Source organism: Paraburkholderia sp. EG286A (assembly GCF_040965375.1).
In the GTDB taxonomy this organism is placed as follows: domain Bacteria; phylum Pseudomonadota; class Gammaproteobacteria; order Burkholderiales; family Burkholderiaceae; genus Paraburkholderia.
This window is the reverse complement of record NZ_JBFRCB010000001.1, coordinates 306,782-325,195: the sequence shown is the minus strand read 5'-3', so window position 1 is coordinate 325,195 and position 18,414 is coordinate 306,782. Positions and strand designations below refer to the sequence as shown.

General features: G+C 65.9%; 17 protein-coding genes. 10 read left to right on the top strand and 7 right to left on the bottom strand.

The genetic code is table 11. The annotated features are described in order from the left end of the window. Positions 1-174: 174 nt before the first annotated feature. Complete coding sequence (locus AB4Y35_RS01525; RefSeq protein WP_368703067.1) at positions 175-1,197, bottom strand: hypothetical protein; 1,023 nt, start codon at positions 1,195-1,197, stop codon at positions 175-177. A 744-nt stretch (positions 1,198-1,941) separates the two neighbouring features. On the opposite strand from AB4Y35_RS01525, the gene AB4Y35_RS01520 reads away from it, so the two are divergent. From AB4Y35_RS01520 to AB4Y35_RS01475, 10 genes are all read left to right on the top strand, one after another. Further along, on the top strand, positions 1,942-3,354 hold the full coding sequence (locus AB4Y35_RS01520) for a DUF2957 domain-containing protein (protein WP_368703066.1): 1,413 nt from the start codon (positions 1,942-1,944) through the stop codon (positions 3,352-3,354). Positions 3,355-3,459: 105 nt separating this feature from the next. Then, positions 3,460-4,725 carry a DUF2957 domain-containing protein gene (locus AB4Y35_RS01515; RefSeq protein WP_368703065.1) on the top strand — a complete coding sequence of 422 codons (1,266 nt, stop codon included), beginning with the start codon at positions 3,460-3,462 and terminating at the stop codon, positions 4,723-4,725. A 205-nt stretch (positions 4,726-4,930) separates the two neighbouring features. Next, the gene (locus AB4Y35_RS01510) at positions 4,931-5,755 is read left to right on the top strand and encodes an OmpW family outer membrane protein (RefSeq protein WP_324151147.1); all 825 of its coding nucleotides are present in this window, start codon (positions 4,931-4,933) and stop codon (positions 5,753-5,755) included. A 133-nt stretch (positions 5,756-5,888) separates the two neighbouring features. Continuing rightward, the gene (locus AB4Y35_RS01505) at positions 5,889-6,836 is read left to right on the top strand and encodes a MerR family transcriptional regulator (protein ID WP_368703064.1); all 948 of its coding nucleotides are present in this window, start codon (positions 5,889-5,891) and stop codon (positions 6,834-6,836) included. A gap of 214 nt (positions 6,837-7,050) precedes the next feature. Continuing rightward, positions 7,051-8,595, top strand: a complete 1,545-nt coding sequence (locus AB4Y35_RS01500) for a flavin-containing monooxygenase (protein ID WP_368703063.1) — start codon at positions 7,051-7,053, stop codon at positions 8,593-8,595. Between the two features lie 32 nt (positions 8,596-8,627). Next, on the top strand, positions 8,628-9,512 hold the full coding sequence (locus tag AB4Y35_RS01495) for an SDR family NAD(P)-dependent oxidoreductase (protein WP_368703062.1): 885 nt from the start codon (positions 8,628-8,630) through the stop codon (positions 9,510-9,512). A 32-nt stretch (positions 9,513-9,544) separates the two neighbouring features. Next, positions 9,545-10,444: a metal-dependent hydrolase gene (locus AB4Y35_RS01490; protein ID WP_368703061.1), complete on the top strand. Its 900-nt coding sequence runs from the start codon at positions 9,545-9,547 to the stop codon at positions 10,442-10,444. Positions 10,445-10,452: 8 nt separating this feature from the next. Further along, positions 10,453-11,343: an alpha/beta fold hydrolase gene (locus AB4Y35_RS01485; RefSeq protein ID WP_368703060.1), complete on the top strand. Its 891-nt coding sequence runs from the start codon at positions 10,453-10,455 to the stop codon at positions 11,341-11,343. Further along, the gene (locus AB4Y35_RS01480) at positions 11,340-12,398 is read left to right on the top strand and encodes an alpha/beta fold hydrolase (RefSeq protein WP_368703059.1); all 1,059 of its coding nucleotides are present in this window, start codon (positions 11,340-11,342) and stop codon (positions 12,396-12,398) included. The genes AB4Y35_RS01485 and AB4Y35_RS01480 overlap by 4 nt, the downstream gene beginning before the upstream one ends. 112 nt (positions 12,399-12,510) lie before the next feature. Beyond that, on the top strand, positions 12,511-13,404 hold the full coding sequence (locus AB4Y35_RS01475; RefSeq protein WP_368703058.1) for a DUF1571 domain-containing protein: 894 nt from the start codon (positions 12,511-12,513) through the stop codon (positions 13,402-13,404). A gap of 128 nt (positions 13,405-13,532) precedes the next feature. Here the strand turns inward: AB4Y35_RS01475 and AB4Y35_RS01470 are convergent, their stop codons facing one another. From AB4Y35_RS01470 to AB4Y35_RS01445, 6 genes are all read right to left on the bottom strand, one after another. Further along, positions 13,533-14,147 carry a thioredoxin fold domain-containing protein gene (locus AB4Y35_RS01470; RefSeq protein WP_368689133.1) on the bottom strand — a complete coding sequence of 205 codons (615 nt, stop codon included), beginning with the start codon at positions 14,145-14,147 and terminating at the stop codon, positions 13,533-13,535. Between the two features lie 153 nt (positions 14,148-14,300). Beyond that, positions 14,301-14,885, bottom strand: coding sequence for a hypothetical protein (locus AB4Y35_RS01465; RefSeq protein WP_368703057.1), 585 nt, complete (start codon positions 14,883-14,885; stop codon positions 14,301-14,303). Between the two features lie 187 nt (positions 14,886-15,072). After that, positions 15,073-15,552, bottom strand: a complete 480-nt coding sequence (locus AB4Y35_RS01460; RefSeq protein WP_368703056.1) for a DUF1348 family protein — start codon at positions 15,550-15,552, stop codon at positions 15,073-15,075. A gap of 70 nt (positions 15,553-15,622) precedes the next feature. Further along, positions 15,623-16,267, bottom strand: a complete 645-nt coding sequence (locus AB4Y35_RS01455) for a TetR/AcrR family transcriptional regulator (RefSeq protein ID WP_368703055.1) — start codon at positions 16,265-16,267, stop codon at positions 15,623-15,625. A gap of 98 nt (positions 16,268-16,365) precedes the next feature. Then, positions 16,366-17,340, bottom strand: coding sequence for a DMT family transporter (locus AB4Y35_RS01450; RefSeq protein WP_368703054.1), 975 nt, complete (start codon positions 17,338-17,340; stop codon positions 16,366-16,368). Positions 17,341-17,430: 90 nt separating this feature from the next. Then, a complete protein-coding gene (locus AB4Y35_RS01445) occupies positions 17,431-18,255 on the bottom strand; it encodes an AraC family transcriptional regulator (RefSeq protein ID WP_368703053.1) in 825 nt (274 codons plus the stop codon). Positions 18,256-18,414 lie beyond the last annotated feature (159 nt).

Below are 18,414 nucleotides of genomic sequence, written 5' to 3'. Positions count from 1 at the left end.
GGGACTACCAGGAAAATCTTGCGCGCTGGAACCAGGTTCTCCTGTCCATCGGGATCACGAAACTTCCGCAGCCGAGCGCGCGCGACGGTGATTACGGCACGCTTCATCGACGAACCGTCGCAAAGCGATGCACACGGCTCCCGGATCTTCTCACCTATGACCGCGGCGCCGCGTTCAGATCATGAAGCGGCTGTCTTCCACGAGCACTCGCGGCAACGGTTGCAGGTCGGTGCGCGCAAAGCGCACCAGGGAGAAGGCGCGCAAACCTTGCGGGCTCGACGGCAGCCGAGCGAGCGGGAACATGATCGAGGCGCTGTTGCCCGGGCCGCCGTTCGCGAGCAGGACATTCATCGGACTCAGGCAGATCTCGCGCATTTCGACGTTCGTGTATTGCGCGGGATTCGCGAGCACCCTGCAGATCACCGTGAGTTGATGTTCGAGCGCTTCGCTCTTGAGGCCGAGCGCGGCGATCTCGCTCTCGTTCTGCGCAATCTGCGCCTCGACCTTCGCCACTTCGGCGACGTTTGGCACGGCGTGCTCGCCCAGCATGCGTTGCGTCCCCGCGCCGTGGCGCGTGAGCAGTTGCAGGCGCGTTCTGAGCAGCGCGCGCTCCTGTTCCAGCACGTCGCGGCGCGACTCGTCGGCGCCGATCTGCTCGAGGCCTTCCAGGGCGATCTGCTCGACCACGCGCTGCACGATCTGCTCGCGAAGGTCGCTTTCGGTTTCGCCGCACACGCGCACCTGATGATCGTCGAAGCTCAACGTCGTCTGCATGACATCGGTGTGCACTTCGTCGCCATGCTGCTCGGCCCCGAAGGCGCGCCGCTCGTTCAGAGCCATGCCGAGCACCGCGTAAGTCTCGCGCGCAAGCGGATGACTCTCGAACCAGGCATGCAGCTCGGGCGAGCGGCTCAGCACATGGCCGACCTCGTCGGGCGCGGCAAAAAACGCGTGAATATAGGGGTCGCTCGACCACGTGGCGGCGCTCGCTTCGCGCGCGGGCGGCATGCGGTCCACCACCTCGCGCACATACGCGACCGATTGCGCGAGCGCGGGGGCAAGCCGTTCGCGCCACTCGGGCACGAGCTTGAGCGTCGGGCTGAGCACGAGCAGACGCCCGATCAGCGTCTGGATTTGCGGCGATTCCGGCACCTGCTTCGCGCGGGCGCGCGGCCAAAGCCTGTCCAGGATACCCATGGATTAACTCCGTTGCAGACCGCTCGGACACGGCGGCGGTGAAGCGCAGGGCGCACAACGAGGCCTCTTGTCGCGAATGACTATACCGCGAATCACGACCCACCCGCGGCGACGCTGCCGCAACGCAGCAATGGCCCTCGTTGCGTTCATGCTCCCGAAAACACTCACCTTTGGGTTGCGCAACGCGCGGCACATAGCCCTGCACGTGGCCGTCGATGTGCGAAACGGTGCGACGAAAAATCGCGCGGCGCACACCGCAGTGAACTTACGCTCCCGCACACGCTCACCTTTGGTTTTCTTTGCGACGCCCACCCTGCTACGCAGGTTTGTGCAGTGCTTCACCCCGACCATTCCCGTATGTACTCACCGTTGAGCATTGCGGCGCGATGACTACTCCCGAATATCCTCACCCTCAGACAGTACGCGCATATTCATCTGCATTCCGAAACAACTGGCCAACCAACGCGATTTCATCATTGGCTTTCCTCTGCCTTTCAGCGACCGTCGCGCACGCAACGAATCGCGATGACATGTCAACGAGCCGTTTCAGGCACGCCAATTGCGCAGGGGCGCACGGCGCGTGCACCGCGGCCTCGGGAAAAACCCCGCTTGCTGCGTGCGCAAACCGCGAAGCATCAAGCAGAAGCGACCTCGTCACGCGTTTTAGACGGTTCGTTCAATTGACAGTGGTCAATGTCATGATCCAATCTTCTGCGCATAAATACGACACAGGGAGGCAGACAAATGTTGGAGAGCATTGTCCGCAGCAGCTTGATGCTGGCCGCGGCCGCGACCCCTTTGCTGGTCGCCTGCGGCGGAGGTACCGCCAGTAATCCGGCACCCATCACCCCGGCGCAATGCTCGGGTTCGTCATGCGCGAACCAGGGCCCGCCCAGTAGCGCACCCACGGCCACGGCGCTGTGTCCCGCCGCGGCGGACATCGCGGCGAACACGTATCTGGGCGGCGCAGGCAGTGGCGAGGTCGTGAGCCTGAACATCGACCCGACGAAGATGACGTACAAGCTCACGTTCCTCACCTCGCCCATTCCCGTGGCCGCGAGTTCGGTGCAAAACACGCGTGCGGGCCTCACCATCACGGGCGCCGTGCAGCATCCTCCCGCGGGCTCGCTGCCAACCGCCGCGCAGATCACGTGTGCGTTCCAGCTTCAGGCGGGCACGGGCACGATCAACGGCAGCACCTACACCACGGCGTACAACGCGAACAATCCGCCCACGATCTATGTTGGCTTTGGCGTGGCGGGCGGCGGCATTCCGGGCGCGACCGTGAACATCGACGGCGATACCACCGCGAATCTGCTCTTCAGCGGGGTCGCGCCGCGCACGTTCGACTTCTATCCGTTCATCGGCTTTTCGTCGGTGAGCACGAGCCTCGCCGATCTCAAGGGCTCGTATAACGCGCTGCTTTATCACATCCTCCCCTCCAGCAGTTTTGCGCCGGCGGCGAAGGTGACACAGGAGCAGTACGACGGCAGCGGCAATTGCAGCGTGCCCAGCGGCGCGACCAACACGAGTTGCGCAACCGCGGCGAATGCATGGACGGCGAGCACGAGCGGCAGCTATTTCGACAGCCCCGACGCACCGCAGATCGAGACGCCCACACCGTTGCCGTTCCCCTTGAATCTCGGCAACAACGTCATCGTGAGCCGCCAGGGCGGCGCCGGGCACCTGATCCTCGGCAAGCTCAACGGAGCCATCGTGCCCGTGGTCGTACGCACCGGCTACGTGAACGAAACCATCAGCCTGAGCAACCAGATCGCGGTGGACGACGAGTCCGGCATCGCCCTGCTCGCGCCCGCGACGACCCTCACGTCGGGCGCGTTCGACGGCAGCTACATTGGTGCGGACTCGAACTTCGCCTACACGGCAACGCTCATCAACGGCCAGCAGGCCGGCTTCCTCAAGCCTTCGACGATGACGACGCAGAGCCAGTTCACGCTCGACTACACGCAGACGCACCCCGGCCTGATCGGCGTGACCGATACCCAGGGCAAGGCGGGCAACCTGATTGCGGTGGGCGGCCTTTACGGCATCTTCATCAACGGCGAAGAAAACGGCGGCGTCACGGCCAGTTCGGCGAACAGCGCCACGCCCAATCAGCCTTACTTCGGCGTCGGTGCGCTGATCCAGCCACAGTAGTCCATCAGGCGGTCGCGGCAGCCCGATCTGTCACGACCGCCTTAACTTCGCACTACGAATGACTGGCAGGCGCTCTCGCCAACAACAAGACTCTGGAGACGCAGTATGCAATGGAAATTTTTCGCGGCGCTCTCGATTGCCGCACCGATGATCGCAGCGCTCAGCGCGTGCGGTGGCGGCAATGGAAGCAGCAGTAGCGCGCCGCTCGTGGAAGCAGCGCTTTGCCCCACCTCGCTCGACTACAACACGGTGTACACCGGCGGCGGCGGCGACGGCGAACTCGTCAAGCTGCAGCTCGACACGGCCAAAATGACCTGGCAAATCACCTATGTCGAGTCGCCGATCCCGCAGACCACTGGCACCGTGACGCCCACGCGCAAAGGCCAGCTCGCCACCGGCACGCTGACGGCGGAAACCGGCCTCCCCACGGCAAAGCTCAACCAGTGCGCCTTCCGCCTGAATGGCGCGAGTCTCGATCCCAACCGCCCGGCGCGCGTATTCATTGGCGAAGGGGTGGCGGGCGGCACGATTCCGGGCGCCGAGATCGCGTACAAGGGCTCGGGCGGTATCGGCGTCGTGCCGGACACGACATTCCCGTACTACCCGTTCATCGGCTTCTCCGCGATCGAAACGAATCTCGCGAACGTCGCCGGCACGTACAGCCAGCTCGGCTATCACCAGGTGCCTTCGCAGAATTTCCAGCCGGCTGCGGTTGACGCGAAGATCACGATCAATGCCAACGGCACATGGACCGAATGCGACAACACGGGCGTGAACGCCGGCAAATGCCAGCAGCCCGGCACCAACTTCGCGCAGTCGGCCGATGGCAGCGGCGCGTTCGAAACCGATCACTTCCAGGGGCAGGTCAAGCCGACGCTCGTCACTACGGAGCCGGCCGGCAAGGGCTTCATGATTGTCGGCAAGCTGCGCGGCCAGCTCGTGCCCGTGCTCGTGCGCACCGGCGTGGCGTATCCGCAGGTCGGCGTCGATCCGCAAAGCGGCGCCACGGGCCCGGTGGCCGACGACGAATCGGGCATCTCCGTGCTCGCGCCGCAAACGGCCATCGCGCAAGGCTCGCAGAACGGCGAATACATCGGCGTGGACAGCCAGTTCGACTATCGCACGCTCGCGCTGGAGGGCACCCAGGCCACGCTGCTCGATCCGTTCAACGCCTCGCAGGCCGCGCTCGCCACTGCCCTCGATCTGAACTTCGCCCAAACCGTACCGGGCACGGTGACAACCACGCACGTGGGCGCCTCCACCGGCGCGACACCCACCGGCAAGATGATCTTCACGGGCGGCGTGTTCGGCTACCTCGACATGACGACGCCATCGGACCCGTACTTCACGGCTGGCGCGTTCGTTCAGTAAGGATCACGAAGCGAATCTTCGAACAATAACGGCGCGGCGAACCGCGCCATTCACGAGGTGGCCACTCCCGGTCGTCGCGCAACGCGGCGGCGGCCGGGCCACAAAGGCGCGCGCAGCAAAAGCGGACGACGCATGCCGGGCATCCCGAAGCATGCGTCGCGCCGCCGCGCGCGGGTCAGGCACACCCGCACCTGGGAGGGACATCATGAAACGCATGGCAGTGGCGGCGCTGACCGCCGGGCTGACGGCGAGCGCGTATGCGCAGCACGCCGGCGACAACGTCGTCGCACTCGGCTGGTTTCACGTCACGACGCAGAATTCGAGCACGCCGCTCACCACGGACGTCGCGCCCGTGCCGATCAACACGCCGCTGCGGCTGCCCAGCTCGTTCACTTCGGCGGGCACGGGGCTCTCGTCGTCGAACGCGGATACGGTCGGCCTCGTCATCAGCCACTTCTTCACGGACCATATCGCGCTCACCACGGTGGCGGGCGTGCCGCCCACCTTCAAGCTCTATGGTCACGGCACGATCAAGCCGCCGGGTCCGGCGGGCGCGCTCGGCAGCCAGAATCTCAGCGACCCGGCGACGAACCCCATTGTCGGCAGCGTGCGCCAATGGAGCCCGGCGCTGATCTTCCAGTACTACTTTCGCGACGCCGATGCAAAATTCCGCCCGTTCCTCGGCATCGGCGTGTCGTACAACTGGTTCTCGGATATCCAGCTCAATCCGAACTTCGTGAAGGCCACTCAGGACGATCTCGGCTCCGTGCTCGCGGCCGGCGCGGGCAAGTCGGGGCAAACGCAGATCAGCGCGAAGGCGTCGTCGTCGTGGTCGCCGGTATTCAATCTCGGGGCCACCTACAACGTCACGAAGCATCTGGGGATCGTTGCGTCGGTCACCTATATTCCGCTGAAGACGACGTCATCGGTGATCGTCAAGGCTGCGGACGGCAGCGAGCTCGGCGTGAGCCGGGCCGACCTCAAGGCCGATCCGATCATCTCGTTCCTTGCGCTCTCTTACCGCTTCTAGGGGCGCACCGGGCCGGCGCAACAGCGAGGCGGCGCCTGCGCGCAAGGGCGAGAAAGGGCACGCCCGGGCACGGACCTGAGCGTGTACCCAGGCGCGCTCGCGTGGGCCGGGCCGCTCGCGCTAAAATCGCTGCATGCCGAAAACGCCCAAAGCCCCCGTGACCGATGCCGCGCCCGAGCGCGTCACCGACAGCGAATACACCGTCGACGAACTCGCTCGCGTGGCGGGCACGACGGTGCGCAACGTGCGCGCCTATCAGGACCGCGACCTGCTCATGCCGCCCGAGAAGCGCGGGCGCGTCGGCATTTACAACGACTCGCACGTTGCGCGGCTCAAGCTCATTCACCATCTGCTCGCGCGCGGCTACACGCTCGCCAACATTCAGGATCTCATCCTGGCGATCGACGACGGCGGCGACCTGCGCTCGATCCTCGGCCTCGAGAATGCGATTGGCGGTCCGTGGTCGCACGCGCGGCCGAAAACATATTCGCTGCCGCAGCTCATCAAGCTGTTCGGACCGCAAGCGCCGAGTAGCCTTGCGCGCCTCGCGGACCTCGGGCTGCTCGAACGCCAGGGGCTGTCGTTCGTCTCGCGCAATCCGGGCATGCTCGACGCCGCGGCGGCAACCGTGCGCGAGGGCATTCCCGCGCGCGAGCTGCTCGACGTGCTCGAAGAAACGCGTCCGCATTTCGACGCCATCGCGCGCGTGCTGGTCGAAATGGTCGTGCGCCATCTCGATCGCTACGATCAGGGCGCGCTGCCGCCCGCCACAGACATGCCCGCGCTCGTCGACGCGATCTGGCGGCTGCGGCCGCTTTCCACCGTGTTCGTCGAGCACGAGATCCTGCGCGCGCTCGAAGCGCAGTCGAGCGACTACCTGGGCGGCCGGGTCGCCACGATCCTCGACAAGACGCTCGGCCGCGAGCGCGCAAGCGAAGCCGCGCCTTCGGCCGCTTCCGTGCCCGCCAGCGCCGCGAAGAAGCGCGCGCCCAAAGCCGCGCCTCGCAAGAGCGCCGTGCGCGCGCCGGCTGCAGCAAAACCGGCTCGCCCGGCGAAGAAAACCGCGCTCAAGAAGCGTTAAACGCGCACCTCGTCCCTGCTGGTTTCTGCTTTGCCGAACGCGTGAAAGGCCCCGCCAGGCGGCCTTTCGCGCGCTCGCGCCCCCTTGCGCCCCTACGGTTGTTGATGGGTTAGAGCGCTGAATCTAGCCCCTTGCGCATTGGCGTCGATCGCACTATGTTTACATCCATCAATGTCACAGTCATAGATGGATCGACAACAGGGAGACGCTCCGGATGAACGCACCCGCCCGTACCGGCGACGCGATCGGCATCGCCATCATCGGCACTGGCTTTGCCGGCCTTGGCATGGCGATCCGCCTGCTGCAAAGCGGCAACCAGGACTTCGCGGTGTTCGAGAAGGCCGATTCCGTGGGCGGCACCTGGCGCGACAATCATTACCCCGGTTGCGCGTGCGACGTGCAATCGCACGTGTACTCGTTCTCGTTCGCACCCAATCCGCGCTGGACGCGCATGTTCGCGCCGCAGTCCGAGATTCGCGCCTATTTGAACCGCTGCGTCGATCGCTTCCGGCTTTTTCCGTGGCTCAACTTCGGGCACGCACTCACGAACGCGACATGGGACGAAGCCGCGCACTGCTGGCGCCTTGCGTTCGCCAACGGCCGGCGCCTCACCGCGCGCGTGCTGATCTCGGGCATGGGCGGTCTTTCGCGCCCCGCGTTGCCAGCGATTGCGGGACTCGACACCTTCGAAGGCAAAACCTTCCACTCGCAGCACTGGGACCACGACTATGCGCTCGAAGGCAAGCGCGTCGCCGTCATCGGCACGGGGGCAAGCGCTATTCAGTTCGTGCCGCAGATTGCGCCGCGCGTGGCGCAACTCTCGCTCTTCCAGCGCACGCCGCCGTGGATCATGCCCAAGCCCGACCGCGCCATTTCGGGCTTCGAACAATGGCTGTTCCGCACGCTGCCCTTCACGCAGGCGCTCGCGCGCGCGGGGCTCTACTGGATGCTCGAAACGCGCGTGCTCGGCTTCGCGGTGCATCCCGCGCTCATGAAGAACGTCCAGAAGCTGGCGTTGCGCCATATCCGCCATCAGGTGCCCGATCCTGAACTGCGTGCGGCCGTGACGCCCGACTACACGATAGGCTGCAAGCGCGTGCTCATTTCGAACGACTACTATCCGGCGCTCTCGCGCAAGAACGTGCAGGTGGTGACGAACGCGATCGAGCGGGTGGACCGCACCGGTGTCGTGACGGCCGATGGCGTGCATCACGAGGTCGATTGCCTGATCTACGGCACCGGCTTTCAGGTGGCCGACCCATTTCCGCCGGGCACGATCGTGGGCCGCGGCGGCATCGATATCGTCGAGACCTGGCGCAACGGCGCGCATGCCTACCTCGGCACGAGCTTGCCTGGTTATCCGAATTTTTTCATGCTGGTCGGCCCGAACACCGGCCTAGGCCACAACTCGATGGTGTTCATGATCGAATCGCAGATCGAGTACGTGCTCGGCGCGCTCGCCGCCATGAAGCACGACGGCGCCGATTCGATCGACGTGCGGCCTTATGTGGAAGCGCGCTACAACGAGCGCATCCAGAACAAGCTTGGCCGCGCGATCTGGTCGGTGGGCGGCTGCAAAAGCTGGTACCTCGACCCGCGCAACGGCCGGAACACGACGCTGTGGCCCGGTTTCACCTGGCGCTTTCGCCGCGCCACGGCGCACTTCTCCCTCGCCGATTACCAGGTCTATCGCGCGCCGCATGCCGCGCAGCCCGAAGCGCCGCTCACCGTCGCCACGCAACCCACCGAGGCCGCCTGACCAGGCGCCATCGCCCCACCCGGAGCCCGCCCATGAAACGCTTTGACAACAAGGTCGCCGCCATCACCGGAGCCGGCTCGGGCATGGGCCGCGCGCTCGCGCTCCAGCTTGCCGGCGCCGGCTGCCATCTCGCGCTCGCCGACCGAAACGCCCCGGCGCTCGAGGAGACCGCCCGCATCGTGGGCGCGCTCGCGCCTTCGGTGCGCGTGAGCACTCGCGTGCTCGACGTGAGCGAGCGCGACGCCGTATTCGCGTGGGCCGACGAGACAGCGGCCACGCACGGTGGCGTCAATCTCGTCTTCAACAACGCGGGCGTCGCGCTGTCGAGCACCATCGAAGGCATGGCGTACAGCGATCTCGAATGGATCGTGAACATCAACTTCTGGGGTGTCGTGCATGGCACGAAAGCATTTCTGCCGCATCTGAAGGCATGCGGCGAAGGACACATCGTCAATACCTCGAGCGTGTTCGGTCTCTTCGCACAACCAGGCATGAGCGGCTACAACGCGACCAAATACGCCGTGCGCGGCTTCACCGAAGCGCTGCGCCAGGAACTCGACATGATGCGCTGCGGCGTGTCCGCGACCTGCGTGCATCCGGGCGGCATCCGCACGAACATCGCGCAATCGAGCCGCGTGGCGCCCAACATGGTGGGCTTCATGGTAGCGAGCGAGCAGCAAGGCAAGGACGACTTCGAGAAGTTCTTCATCACCACCGCCGACGACGCGGCCCGCGCCATCCTGAGCGGCGTGAAGCGCAACGCGCGGCGCGTGCTGATCGGCCGCGACGCGCGCGCAGCGGACTGGCTCGCGCGCACGCTGCCCGCCGCCTACCAGGCACTGGTCGTGATGAGCGCGCGGCGCGAAGCCGCGAAGGCACGCCGCCGCGCCGCGCGCGGGTCGGCCGCCACGCCATGAACAACAGCAGGCACACAACAGGGAGCCATAACATGATGCCGATACGGCGCGACATCCGCTTTGCATTGCCGCCCGAGAGGGCGTGTGACTGGCACGTCGAAGGCGTGCCGGTCACCCACTTCTTCAACGCGCTTTCGCTGCTCTTTCCCGCGGGCGAGCGCTTCTTCATGGATGCGGTGCGGCATTATCGCGACCGCATCGAGGACCCCGAACTCAAGAAGCAGGTCATGGGCTTCATCGGTCAGGAAGCGATGCACACGCGCGAGCACGTCGAGTACAACGACTTGCTGCAGGCGGCAGGCTTGCCCGCGCACAAGCTCGACAAGCGCCTGTGGGCCATCCTCAATTTCGCGCGCAAGGTGTTGCCGCCTTCGCTGCAACTCGCGCAGACCGTGGCGCTCGAACACTACACGGCCATGCTCGCCGACCTGCTGCTCGCCGACACGGGCACGCGTATCGAAGGCTCGGTGGCGGGCTACAAGCAGATGTGGCTCTGGCACGCGCTGGAGGAAACCGAGCACAAGTCGGTCTCGTTCGATGTCTGGAATCTCGTGATCGAGCCAGGCGTCAAGCGCTATCTCATGCGAACCGGTACGATGCTCGCCACCACGGTTCTCTTCTGGCTCATCGTGTTCGACTATCACCTCGCGCTCCTGCGCGCGCACCGCCGACGCCAGGGCAAGGTGCGCGGCATGTGGAAGCTCGTGAAGTTTCTCTACGGGCCGCGTCACGGCGTGTTTCCCGGCATTGCGCTCGAATGGCTGCGTTTTTTCAAGCCCGGCTTTCATCCGTGGGATCACGACAACCGGCGGCATCTCGTGCGCATCGACGGCCTCGTTGCACAGATCGACGAGACCAACGCGCAGTACGCCTCGCGCGCCGCCACGCGCCGCGTGCCGCTGCATCCGGCGGCAACGCCGCGCGCGGTGTGAGGCAGGTCATGCGCGGCGCGCCCGAACCCGTGTTCGTCCAGTCCGACGACGTGCGCCTCGCGGTCTACGTCAGCGGGCCCGTCGATGCGCCGCCCGTCGTGCTCGTGCACGGCTACCCCGACTCGGCGCGCGTCTGGCGCGCGTTGCGCAGCGAACTGGAGACGCGCTTTCGCGTGATCGCCTACGACGTGCGCGGCATGGGGGCTTCCGAAGCGCCGCGTGCGCAGTCTGGCTACGCGCTCGCACAACTCGCGCGGGATCTGCTTGCGGTCGCCGATGCCACCTGCGGCGCGCGGCCATTTCATCTGCTGGCGCACGACTGGGGGTCGATCCAGTGCTGGGAGGCCGTGACCGATCCGGCGAACGCCTCGCGTATCGCTTCGTACACCTCGATTTCCGGTCCTTGTCTCGACCATGTGTTTCTCAAGCCGCGCGTTCCCGCGCAATTGCTGAAGTCGTGGTACATCGCATTCTTTCATCTGCCGCTCGTGCCCGAACTCGCCTGGCGGCTCGGCGGCGCGGCGTTGTGGCCGTGGTGGCTGCGCAAGACCGAGCGCGTGCGCGTCGAGCCGGATCCCCGGCAGTTGCGCAACGCGCTCAACGGGCTGCAGCTCTACCGCGCAAATTTTCTCGCGTGTGCGCGGCGCCCGCGCGAGCGCCGCACACGTATTCCGGTGCAGTTCATCGTGCCGCGCTTCGACCGCTACGTGACCCCGGCCATGTCCGAAGGCGTCGAGCGCTGGCTCGGCGCACATCAGCGCGAAATCATCGCCGCGCCGCATTGGGCCGTGGTGAGCGAGGCACGGCAGATCGCGGCGCGCTTCACGCGTTTTGCCACGTGCGCTTCGCCTCGCGCACAAGGCTTCGAACCCAACCTGCACTCTGAGGACCGCCAGTGAACCCACTTGCCCTGCCTGCCGCGGTCGTTGCCGCCGGCGCCGCTCTCGTCGCAGGAAGCGCCGCGCTCGCCGCATTCTCGCGACGCGCCACGCGCCGCATCGAAGCCGCCGTGCCGATGGACGGTCAACTGATCGACATCGACGGCGACCGGATTCATTACGTCGAATACGGCAGTGGGCCGCCCATGGTGTTCATTCACGGTCTGAGCGGGCAAATGCGCAACTTCGCTTGGCTGCCCATGCAGGCGCTCGCGCGCGAACATCGCGTGATACTCATCGACCGCCCGGGCTCCGGCTACTCCACGCGCGGGCCGCAGGCATCGGCGACCATCCGCGCGCAGGCGCGCACGGTCGCGCGCTTTATCGATGCGTTGGGTCTCGAATCGCCAGTGCTCGTCGGGCATTCGCTGGGCGGGGCGATCGCGCTGGCCGTGGCGCTCGATCATCCGCACGCCGTTTCGCGGCTCGCGCTGATCGCGCCGCTCACCCACGTACAGACCGAGGTGCCCAAGGCCTTCCGCGCGCTCGTGCTGCGCTCGCAGGCCGTGCGCCGCTTCGTGGCGCGCACGTTCGCGACGCCCATCGGACTCGCGACCAGTTCCGCCGTCCTCAAGCAGGTGTTCGCACCCGAGGCCGTACCGGGCGATTTCCGCACGCGCGGCGGCGGACTGCTGAGCTTGCGGCCCAGCGGCTTCTACCACGCCTCGGCCGATCTCATCGCGATTGAAGACACCGACGATCTCGCGCAGATGGAGCAACGCTACGCACAACTGAGCGTTCCCGTCGATGTTTTGTTTGGACGCGACGACGTCGTGCTGAATTGGACCCGACACGGCGACGCGCTGAGCCGTCTCACGAGCCAGGTGACGCTCAAGGTGGTGAGCGGCGGCCACATGCTGCCCGTCACCGCGCCGTCCACGACCTATGACTGGCTGCTCTGCGCGCTCGCGGGCACGGTGCACGCGGGCCACGCGCGCCCAATCGAGGCGGACCAGCCTGGCATGGACACCGGTTCGCCGGCACCGGGCGTGCTGGGCAATCCGTCCGCGACTTAGCCGGCCCCGCCACGCGGCATACGTTGCGTGGCGAGGAAATCGCGAAACTGAAAAATGCGTCGGGCCGCCTGGGAACGCGTGGGCCGCAAGCATTCATCAAGGGAGACAGGCAATGAAAGTTCATCAAGCGCGGACGTTCATCGCGTGTGCGGTGCTTGCGCTCGCCAGCGCCACGGCATTCGCCCAGGGCGACGGCGCAGAAACAGGCAACGCATCGCCAGGCGCGACGTCCGCCGCCGAAGTCGCGAAACTGAGCGTCGATCAACAGGTACGCTGGCTGCAGCGCGCGCAGAAGACCGACGCGCTCACGAAGCTGGACGACGCGCAGCTCACCGCGCTCTTCGAGGCGTTCGATCCGCTCGTCGTGCCCACGCTCATCAAGCTCGGCCCGGCGGGCTATCCCTCATACGAATTCGTGCTGTCGCGCTGGGAGCGCCTGAACGGCAAGTGGCCCGCGAAGCCCGCGCACATGCTGGTGAAGCTGGATCACGAGCCGCTGCGCATCTACGCGAAATGGCTGCCTGACAGCGATCATTCGGGCGAGGAGGTGATCTACGACGCCTCGAAGCGCCACGACGAAATGTACGGACACCTCGGCGGCCTGCTCGGCGTGATGCCAATGTGGACCGCGCTCGACGGCACGCTCGCGCGCTCGCAGTCGAATCACAAGATCACGGATCTCGGCACCGAATTCATCGTGAGCCAGTTCATGACCGACGCGAAGAAGTACGTCGAAGTGGGCGCGTCATACAAGCCGCAAGTCGAGGTGAAAACGATAGATGGCGTGCGCGTAGTGGCGCTGACCTACGTTTCGCCGAGCGGCAAGCCGCAGTTCTACGCGAAGAAGCAGACGCTCGGGCTGGACCTGCGGCATCCGTATTTCCGCACCGTCGAAGCCTACGGCGACGACGGGCAGATGTTCGAGAAAATCGTCATCGACAGCATCACGCCGAAGTCCTTCGACGACGACGCATTCGATCCGAAGAATCCCGATTACAGGTTCTGAAACCTGGGCCGCGAGGGCAAAGGTGAGGCTTTTCGGGAGGAGTGCACGACGTTCGACTCCTGGAACTCCTCACCTATCGTTGTATCGGTGAACTCACGATGCGGTGAATGACTCACCGCCGCGCGCGCTCAACGATACTTCTGCAGTTCGGCATCGGTGATCGGTTGCGCCGGCAGATTCAGCATGCCCGGCAGGTCGCCCAGCTTCGGCAGGCCGCTGACATTGGCCCAGCGGCCGCCCGAGCCCTGATAAACAAGCGTAGGCGTACCGTCGAAACCGAGGTCCTGAAAGAGCTTGATGTTGTCGTCGAGCTTGCTCTTGTCGGCGGCCGAAATGTGCGCGAGCGGCGCGATGCCGCCCGATTCGTCCTTCTCCGAGTAGTGCGTTTCCAGCTCTTTGAGCAGCGCAGCGCCGTCTTTCGCCTCCAGCAACGCGGCCGCCTTGCCCGCCGAATCGGGCTTCAGAAAGCCCATAGGAATCCAATGCACTTGCAGGCCGACCGCTTCATACGGTTGCAGCGCTTTCCACACCAGGTGACAGTAAATACAGTTTGGGTCCATAAAGACATAAAGCGTCGACTTCACGTTCGACCCATTCGCACCTTCGACGATCGCACTCGCATTCTGCAGGCTTGCAGCCGCCGTTGCGGGCAACCAGGTGGGCTCAGGAGCCGCGGCGGCCATGGCGCCGGCGCTCATGGCCAGTGCGCCTGCGGCGATCAGCATGCGTGTGAACTTCTTCATTCTTTTCCTCTGACTTGGATAGCGCGTCACGTCGCGCGCCTGTGAAGCGAAGGCTCGTATCTTAGGGTCGGGCCGTGGCACGTCACTGACGCCAATATGGCAGAGGCGTCAGGTGAGCAGCAAAGGTGAGAGTTTGCGGGAGGACGTTGGACCCTAAAACTTGAACCGCAACTGAAACCCAATGGTAAACGGCAGATCGTCAGACGGTATCGGCGGAATGACGATGAAGTTCACGCCCACGCGCTTGTACGCGACCATCACGATAGGCGCGATCACGGGCCCGATCGTATGGTCGTGGCCAAGGCCCCAGTTGCCATAGTTGTAGCCGGAGATGATGCCGCCCATCGCCGCGAGCCGCACGAAGCCCCAGTGCAGAAACTCGGGCGCCCACACTGCGCCGCCATAATAAGAGGGCCGGCGCAAGGAGTTGCGAAAGCCACCAGCCGTGAGCGCCCACGTATCGCCGGGCCAGCATTCGATGCCGAGGCCCGGGTTGAATTGTTCGAAGTCCTTGTCGGGATGGATGTGGTACGAGCCCACCATCGCATCGACCCAGAGTCCCGAACTACACCAGTTCGCCGCGTGTGCCGACTGCGCCGCGCCGAACAGCAGCAGCGGCAGGAGCAGCAGGGCTGCCGCCGCGCCGCGTTTCGTTCTCTTCGATTGCGTGTTCGCTCGCGTTGTCGCGTTCGTTGTCGTTATGGTTGTTGCGCCACCTTGCTTCTGCCAAAACCGCATGGGCTCTCCGTCCTTTCTTGCGCCGATCCACCTGGGGATCGCCTGTTTTCTGATTGCTGGTTCGCGGTGAATGACGAACTGTACCGCAACCCGATGCGTGCGCAATGGAGTCCAGGCTCGGATCGGGCAACTCGCTCGCCGCTGGCATGGTGCCAGCATAGCGAGTCGTCCCGATGAAAGCGAAGCGTCAGAGGCCGAGTTCGGAGAGAGCCGGATGATCGTCGGGACGGCGCCCGAGCGGCCAGTGATAGAGACGATCCGCCTCGCGGATCGGCAGGTCGTTGATCGATGCGTGACGGTGCGCCATCAGGCCGTTCGCGTCGAATTCCCAGTTTTCGTTGCCATACGAGCGAAACCAGCTGCCCGAATCGTCGTGCCACTCATAGGCGAATCGCACCGCGATGCGATTGTCCGTGTACGCCCATAGCTCCTTGATCAGGCGATAGTCGAGTTCGCGTGCCCACTTGCGCGTGAGAAGTTCGACGATGGCCTCGCGGCCCGTCACGAACTCGGCGCGATTGCGCCACACGCTTTGCGGCGTGTACGCAAGCGAAACGCGTTGCGGGTCGCGCGTGTTCCAGCCGTCTTCGGCGGCGCGCACTTTCTGTATGGCGCTCTCGCGCGTGAACGGCGGCAGCGGCGGACGCACTTCGGGCGAATCACTCATGGTCTTGCTCCTTGCGTTGGGCGGCGCGCCGGGACGGTGCGCGCGATGGGGATCGGTTTTGGGATGGGCTTCAAGAATCGGAACTGCGTTTCGGTGTGAGGGCGTCGAGCAACGATCGGCCTGCCGCGCGTGCGTCGAGCGCCGCATCGGCGTCGCCGCTTACTAGCGCGACACCGATCGCGCCGTCGATCAGGATCAGCCATTGCCGCGCGAGGCGGGCGGCGACCCGGCGATCGACGCCGACGCTCGCGGCCCACGCCTCGCTCTGTTCGCGCACGAACTCGAGCAGACGCTCCTTGTGTTCGCGCGCGACCACGCGCACGGGGTCGTCTGGCGACGCGATCTCGCCCGCGGCGTTGAGAAACGCGCAACCGTGAAAGCCTTCGGACGTGAACCACTCGCGCAAGACGTCGAACATGCCGACAAGGCGTGCCTGCGGCGTACGTCCGCGCGCGAGCGTACCGGCGACGAACCAGCGCATCCAGCGCTCGTCGCGCCGCGCAAGCGCAGCCGCGACGAGCGCGTCCTTCGATTCGAAGTACGTGTAGAAGCTCTTGCGCGCCGCGCCCGCCGCGCGAACGATCGCATCGACACCCGTCGCGTGAATGCCGCCCGCGTAGATCAGCGCCTCGGCGGCTTCGAGCAGGCGCTCGCGCGCGTCGGCCTGCGGCGCGTCTGCATTCGCTTCGGGGTTTGTTACGGCGGGCGGGCTCATGGCTAGTCTCGTTCAGCGCGATTGCGGCGGGATTGCGGAAATCAGCGGGAGAATGATCGCTCTCCCAGCCCGCAATGTAGAACGATCATTCTCCGAAGTCAAGACACTTTGCTGTCGCGCGCGCTACGCTGCGCTCTAACGCGATCCCACAGCCCGCGTCCTGAAACCGCGAACACAGCGACCACGACCAGGGTGAGGCCGAGCACGCGCGTGAGCGTAAGCGGCTCGCCGAGCAGCACCGTGGCCAGCGCCACGCTCGACACCGGCGCCACCGCGGTAAACACCGCGGCCTCGCCGCCCGGCACGCGCGCCGCACCCGCGTACCACAGCCAGAATCCGGCCACGGTCGGCACGAGTGCGTAATACGCCACGCCAAGCAAGGCGTTCAACGGCACGGTGTGAGCCGCGCCAAACCAGCCGGGCAGCGCGCACAAGCCCGCTACGACGAAACCGATTCCCGTCATCGCGCTAGCTTGCGCAAGAGGCGGCCACGGCCGCGAAAGCCGTTTGTTCAGCAGGACGAACAGGCTTTCACACACGACGGCGCCGAGGATCATCGCGTCGCCCGTGAGCGAGCGGGCGCCATCACGATGCTCGCCAGGCGCGAGTGTGACCATCGCGACGCCGAGGCTCGCGATCGTCACCGAAACAAGTGTGCTCGCGCTCAGCCGCTCGCCCAATACGAGCGCGGCAGTCAACGCGCAAACAGCAGGCAGGGTGCCGAGGATGATGCCGGCGTCGCTCGCCGAAGTACGCTGCGTGCCCGCGATCAGCAAGACCGTATAGCCGACGCTGCCGATCGCCGCCTGCGCGACGAGCAGCAGCGCGTCGCGCAGGCCGGGACGCGGAAACGCTGTGCCGGTGAGACGCATGAGCAGCAGAAATACCGGCAACGCCATGCCGAAGCGCAGCGCGGTGGCAGGCAGTGGATCGAGCCCGGCGCCGATGGCCTTGCTCGCAATGACCGTGCTGCCGACGGTGAGCATGGCCGCCGTCAATTGCGCCTGCGCGACGGATCGGGGGGAGTGGGTCAAGCGCCGCGCATTTTCGCGCGACGGCAATCGGTTCGACATGGAGCGCTCCTCGTGGTGATACGCCTGTATAGGCTCACCACGACGCACCGTCTTGGATCGTTGTGCGTCAGCGCCTGACGCGCGTGCGACTCATGCCGCGCGCGCGAGCCGGTAACGTCCCGGCGATACGCCGAACTGCCGCGCGAACGCGCGGTTCAGGTGGCTCTGGTCGCAGAAACCGGCAGCCAGCGCGGTCTGCGCCGGGGCATGGCCCGCCTTGAGCAGGCGCCGCGCGAGCGCCACGCGGCGATGCAGGATATAGCCGTGCGGCGCGACGCCGAACGCACGCAGGAAGCCGCGATGCAGCTGGAAGCGGCTCAGCCCCGCCGCCTGCGCAAGTTCGGCGAGTGAGAACGGCTGGGCCGGGTCGGTGTCGATCATGTCGCGCACGCGCGCCAGCGACGCCGGTGAGCACTGCGCGAGCGCGCGCCGGTGGCCGAGCGCCTCGACGAGCCGCGTCATCACCTCGAGCGCGGCGGCGTCGAAGGCCATCTGCGAGAGGTCGCTGCTCTGGTTGGTGACGTGGGTGAACGCCGCATCGAACAGCGCGCGCAAACGCGGCTCGCTGATCACCGGCGCGTGCAGCGCAAACGCCGCGTCGTCACCCTGCGTGATGTCGGCTTGCAGCGCATCGACCCAGCGCGGCTCGAAATACAGCATGCGCCACGTGCGCCCGGCGGCGTCGAGCGGGCGGCCGTCGTGCACCTCGCCCGGATTGACGAGGATGAGGTCGCCCGGCACGGCCTCGACCTGGCCCGCATCGCTGAGCGAGACATGGCCGCCGCGATCGATCACGCCAATGCCGTACTGGTCGTGCGTGTGACGCCCGAACGCGCGCGCCGTGGCCGCCGTCATCGCGTCGACGTCGCGCACCAGCGTGGCGTGAAAACGCACGGCGTGGTTCGTGGCTGGCATGCTCGGCTCTCCGCTCGTTCGGGCTCCAATCGGCGTATGAGACCCGAGTTTCGCGCGGCGCGCAATGTGCGCGTGACCTGGACGAGGAACTGCGCGGTTCGCCGTGATCCGGCCCCGTCGCGTTATGCTTCGCGAACCGGATGGAAGAAACGCACGTCG

What these genes read in the sequence shown, in the direction of transcription:
- AB4Y35_RS01520 (WP_368703066.1), top strand. Translation starts at nt 1,942, where the DNA reads ATGTTGGAGAGCATTGTCCGCAGCAGCTTGATGCTGGCCGCGGCCGCG.
- AB4Y35_RS01475 (WP_368703058.1), top strand. Translation starts at nt 12,511, where the DNA reads ATGAAAGTTCATCAAGCGCGGACGTTCATCGCGTGTGCGGTGCTTGCG.
- AB4Y35_RS01455 (WP_368703055.1), bottom strand. Translation starts at nt 16,267, where the DNA reads ATGAGCCCGCCCGCCGTAACAAACCCCGAAGCGAATGCAGACGCGCCG.
- AB4Y35_RS01525 (WP_368703067.1), bottom strand. Translation starts at nt 1,197, where the DNA reads ATGGGTATCCTGGACAGGCTTTGGCCGCGCGCCCGCGCGAAGCAGGTG.
- AB4Y35_RS01490 (WP_368703061.1), top strand. Translation starts at nt 9,545, where the DNA reads ATGATGCCGATACGGCGCGACATCCGCTTTGCATTGCCGCCCGAGAGG.
- AB4Y35_RS01515 (WP_368703065.1), top strand. Translation starts at nt 3,460, where the DNA reads ATGCAATGGAAATTTTTCGCGGCGCTCTCGATTGCCGCACCGATGATC.
- AB4Y35_RS01495 (WP_368703062.1), top strand. Translation starts at nt 8,628, where the DNA reads ATGAAACGCTTTGACAACAAGGTCGCCGCCATCACCGGAGCCGGCTCG.
- AB4Y35_RS01460 (WP_368703056.1), bottom strand. Translation starts at nt 15,552, where the DNA reads ATGAGTGATTCGCCCGAAGTGCGTCCGCCGCTGCCGCCGTTCACGCGC.
- AB4Y35_RS01505 (WP_368703064.1), top strand. Translation starts at nt 5,889, where the DNA reads ATGCCGAAAACGCCCAAAGCCCCCGTGACCGATGCCGCGCCCGAGCGC.
- AB4Y35_RS01510 (WP_324151147.1), top strand. Translation starts at nt 4,931, where the DNA reads ATGAAACGCATGGCAGTGGCGGCGCTGACCGCCGGGCTGACGGCGAGC.
- AB4Y35_RS01465 (WP_368703057.1), bottom strand. Translation starts at nt 14,885, where the DNA reads ATGCGGTTTTGGCAGAAGCAAGGTGGCGCAACAACCATAACGACAACG.
- AB4Y35_RS01450 (WP_368703054.1), bottom strand. Translation starts at nt 17,340, where the DNA reads ATGTCGAACCGATTGCCGTCGCGCGAAAATGCGCGGCGCTTGACCCAC.
- AB4Y35_RS01500 (WP_368703063.1), top strand. Translation starts at nt 7,051, where the DNA reads ATGAACGCACCCGCCCGTACCGGCGACGCGATCGGCATCGCCATCATC.
- AB4Y35_RS01485 (WP_368703060.1), top strand. Translation starts at nt 10,453, where the DNA reads ATGCGCGGCGCGCCCGAACCCGTGTTCGTCCAGTCCGACGACGTGCGC.
- AB4Y35_RS01470 (WP_368689133.1), bottom strand. Translation starts at nt 14,147, where the DNA reads ATGAAGAAGTTCACACGCATGCTGATCGCCGCAGGCGCACTGGCCATG.
- AB4Y35_RS01445 (WP_368703053.1), bottom strand. Translation starts at nt 18,255, where the DNA reads ATGCCAGCCACGAACCACGCCGTGCGTTTTCACGCCACGCTGGTGCGC.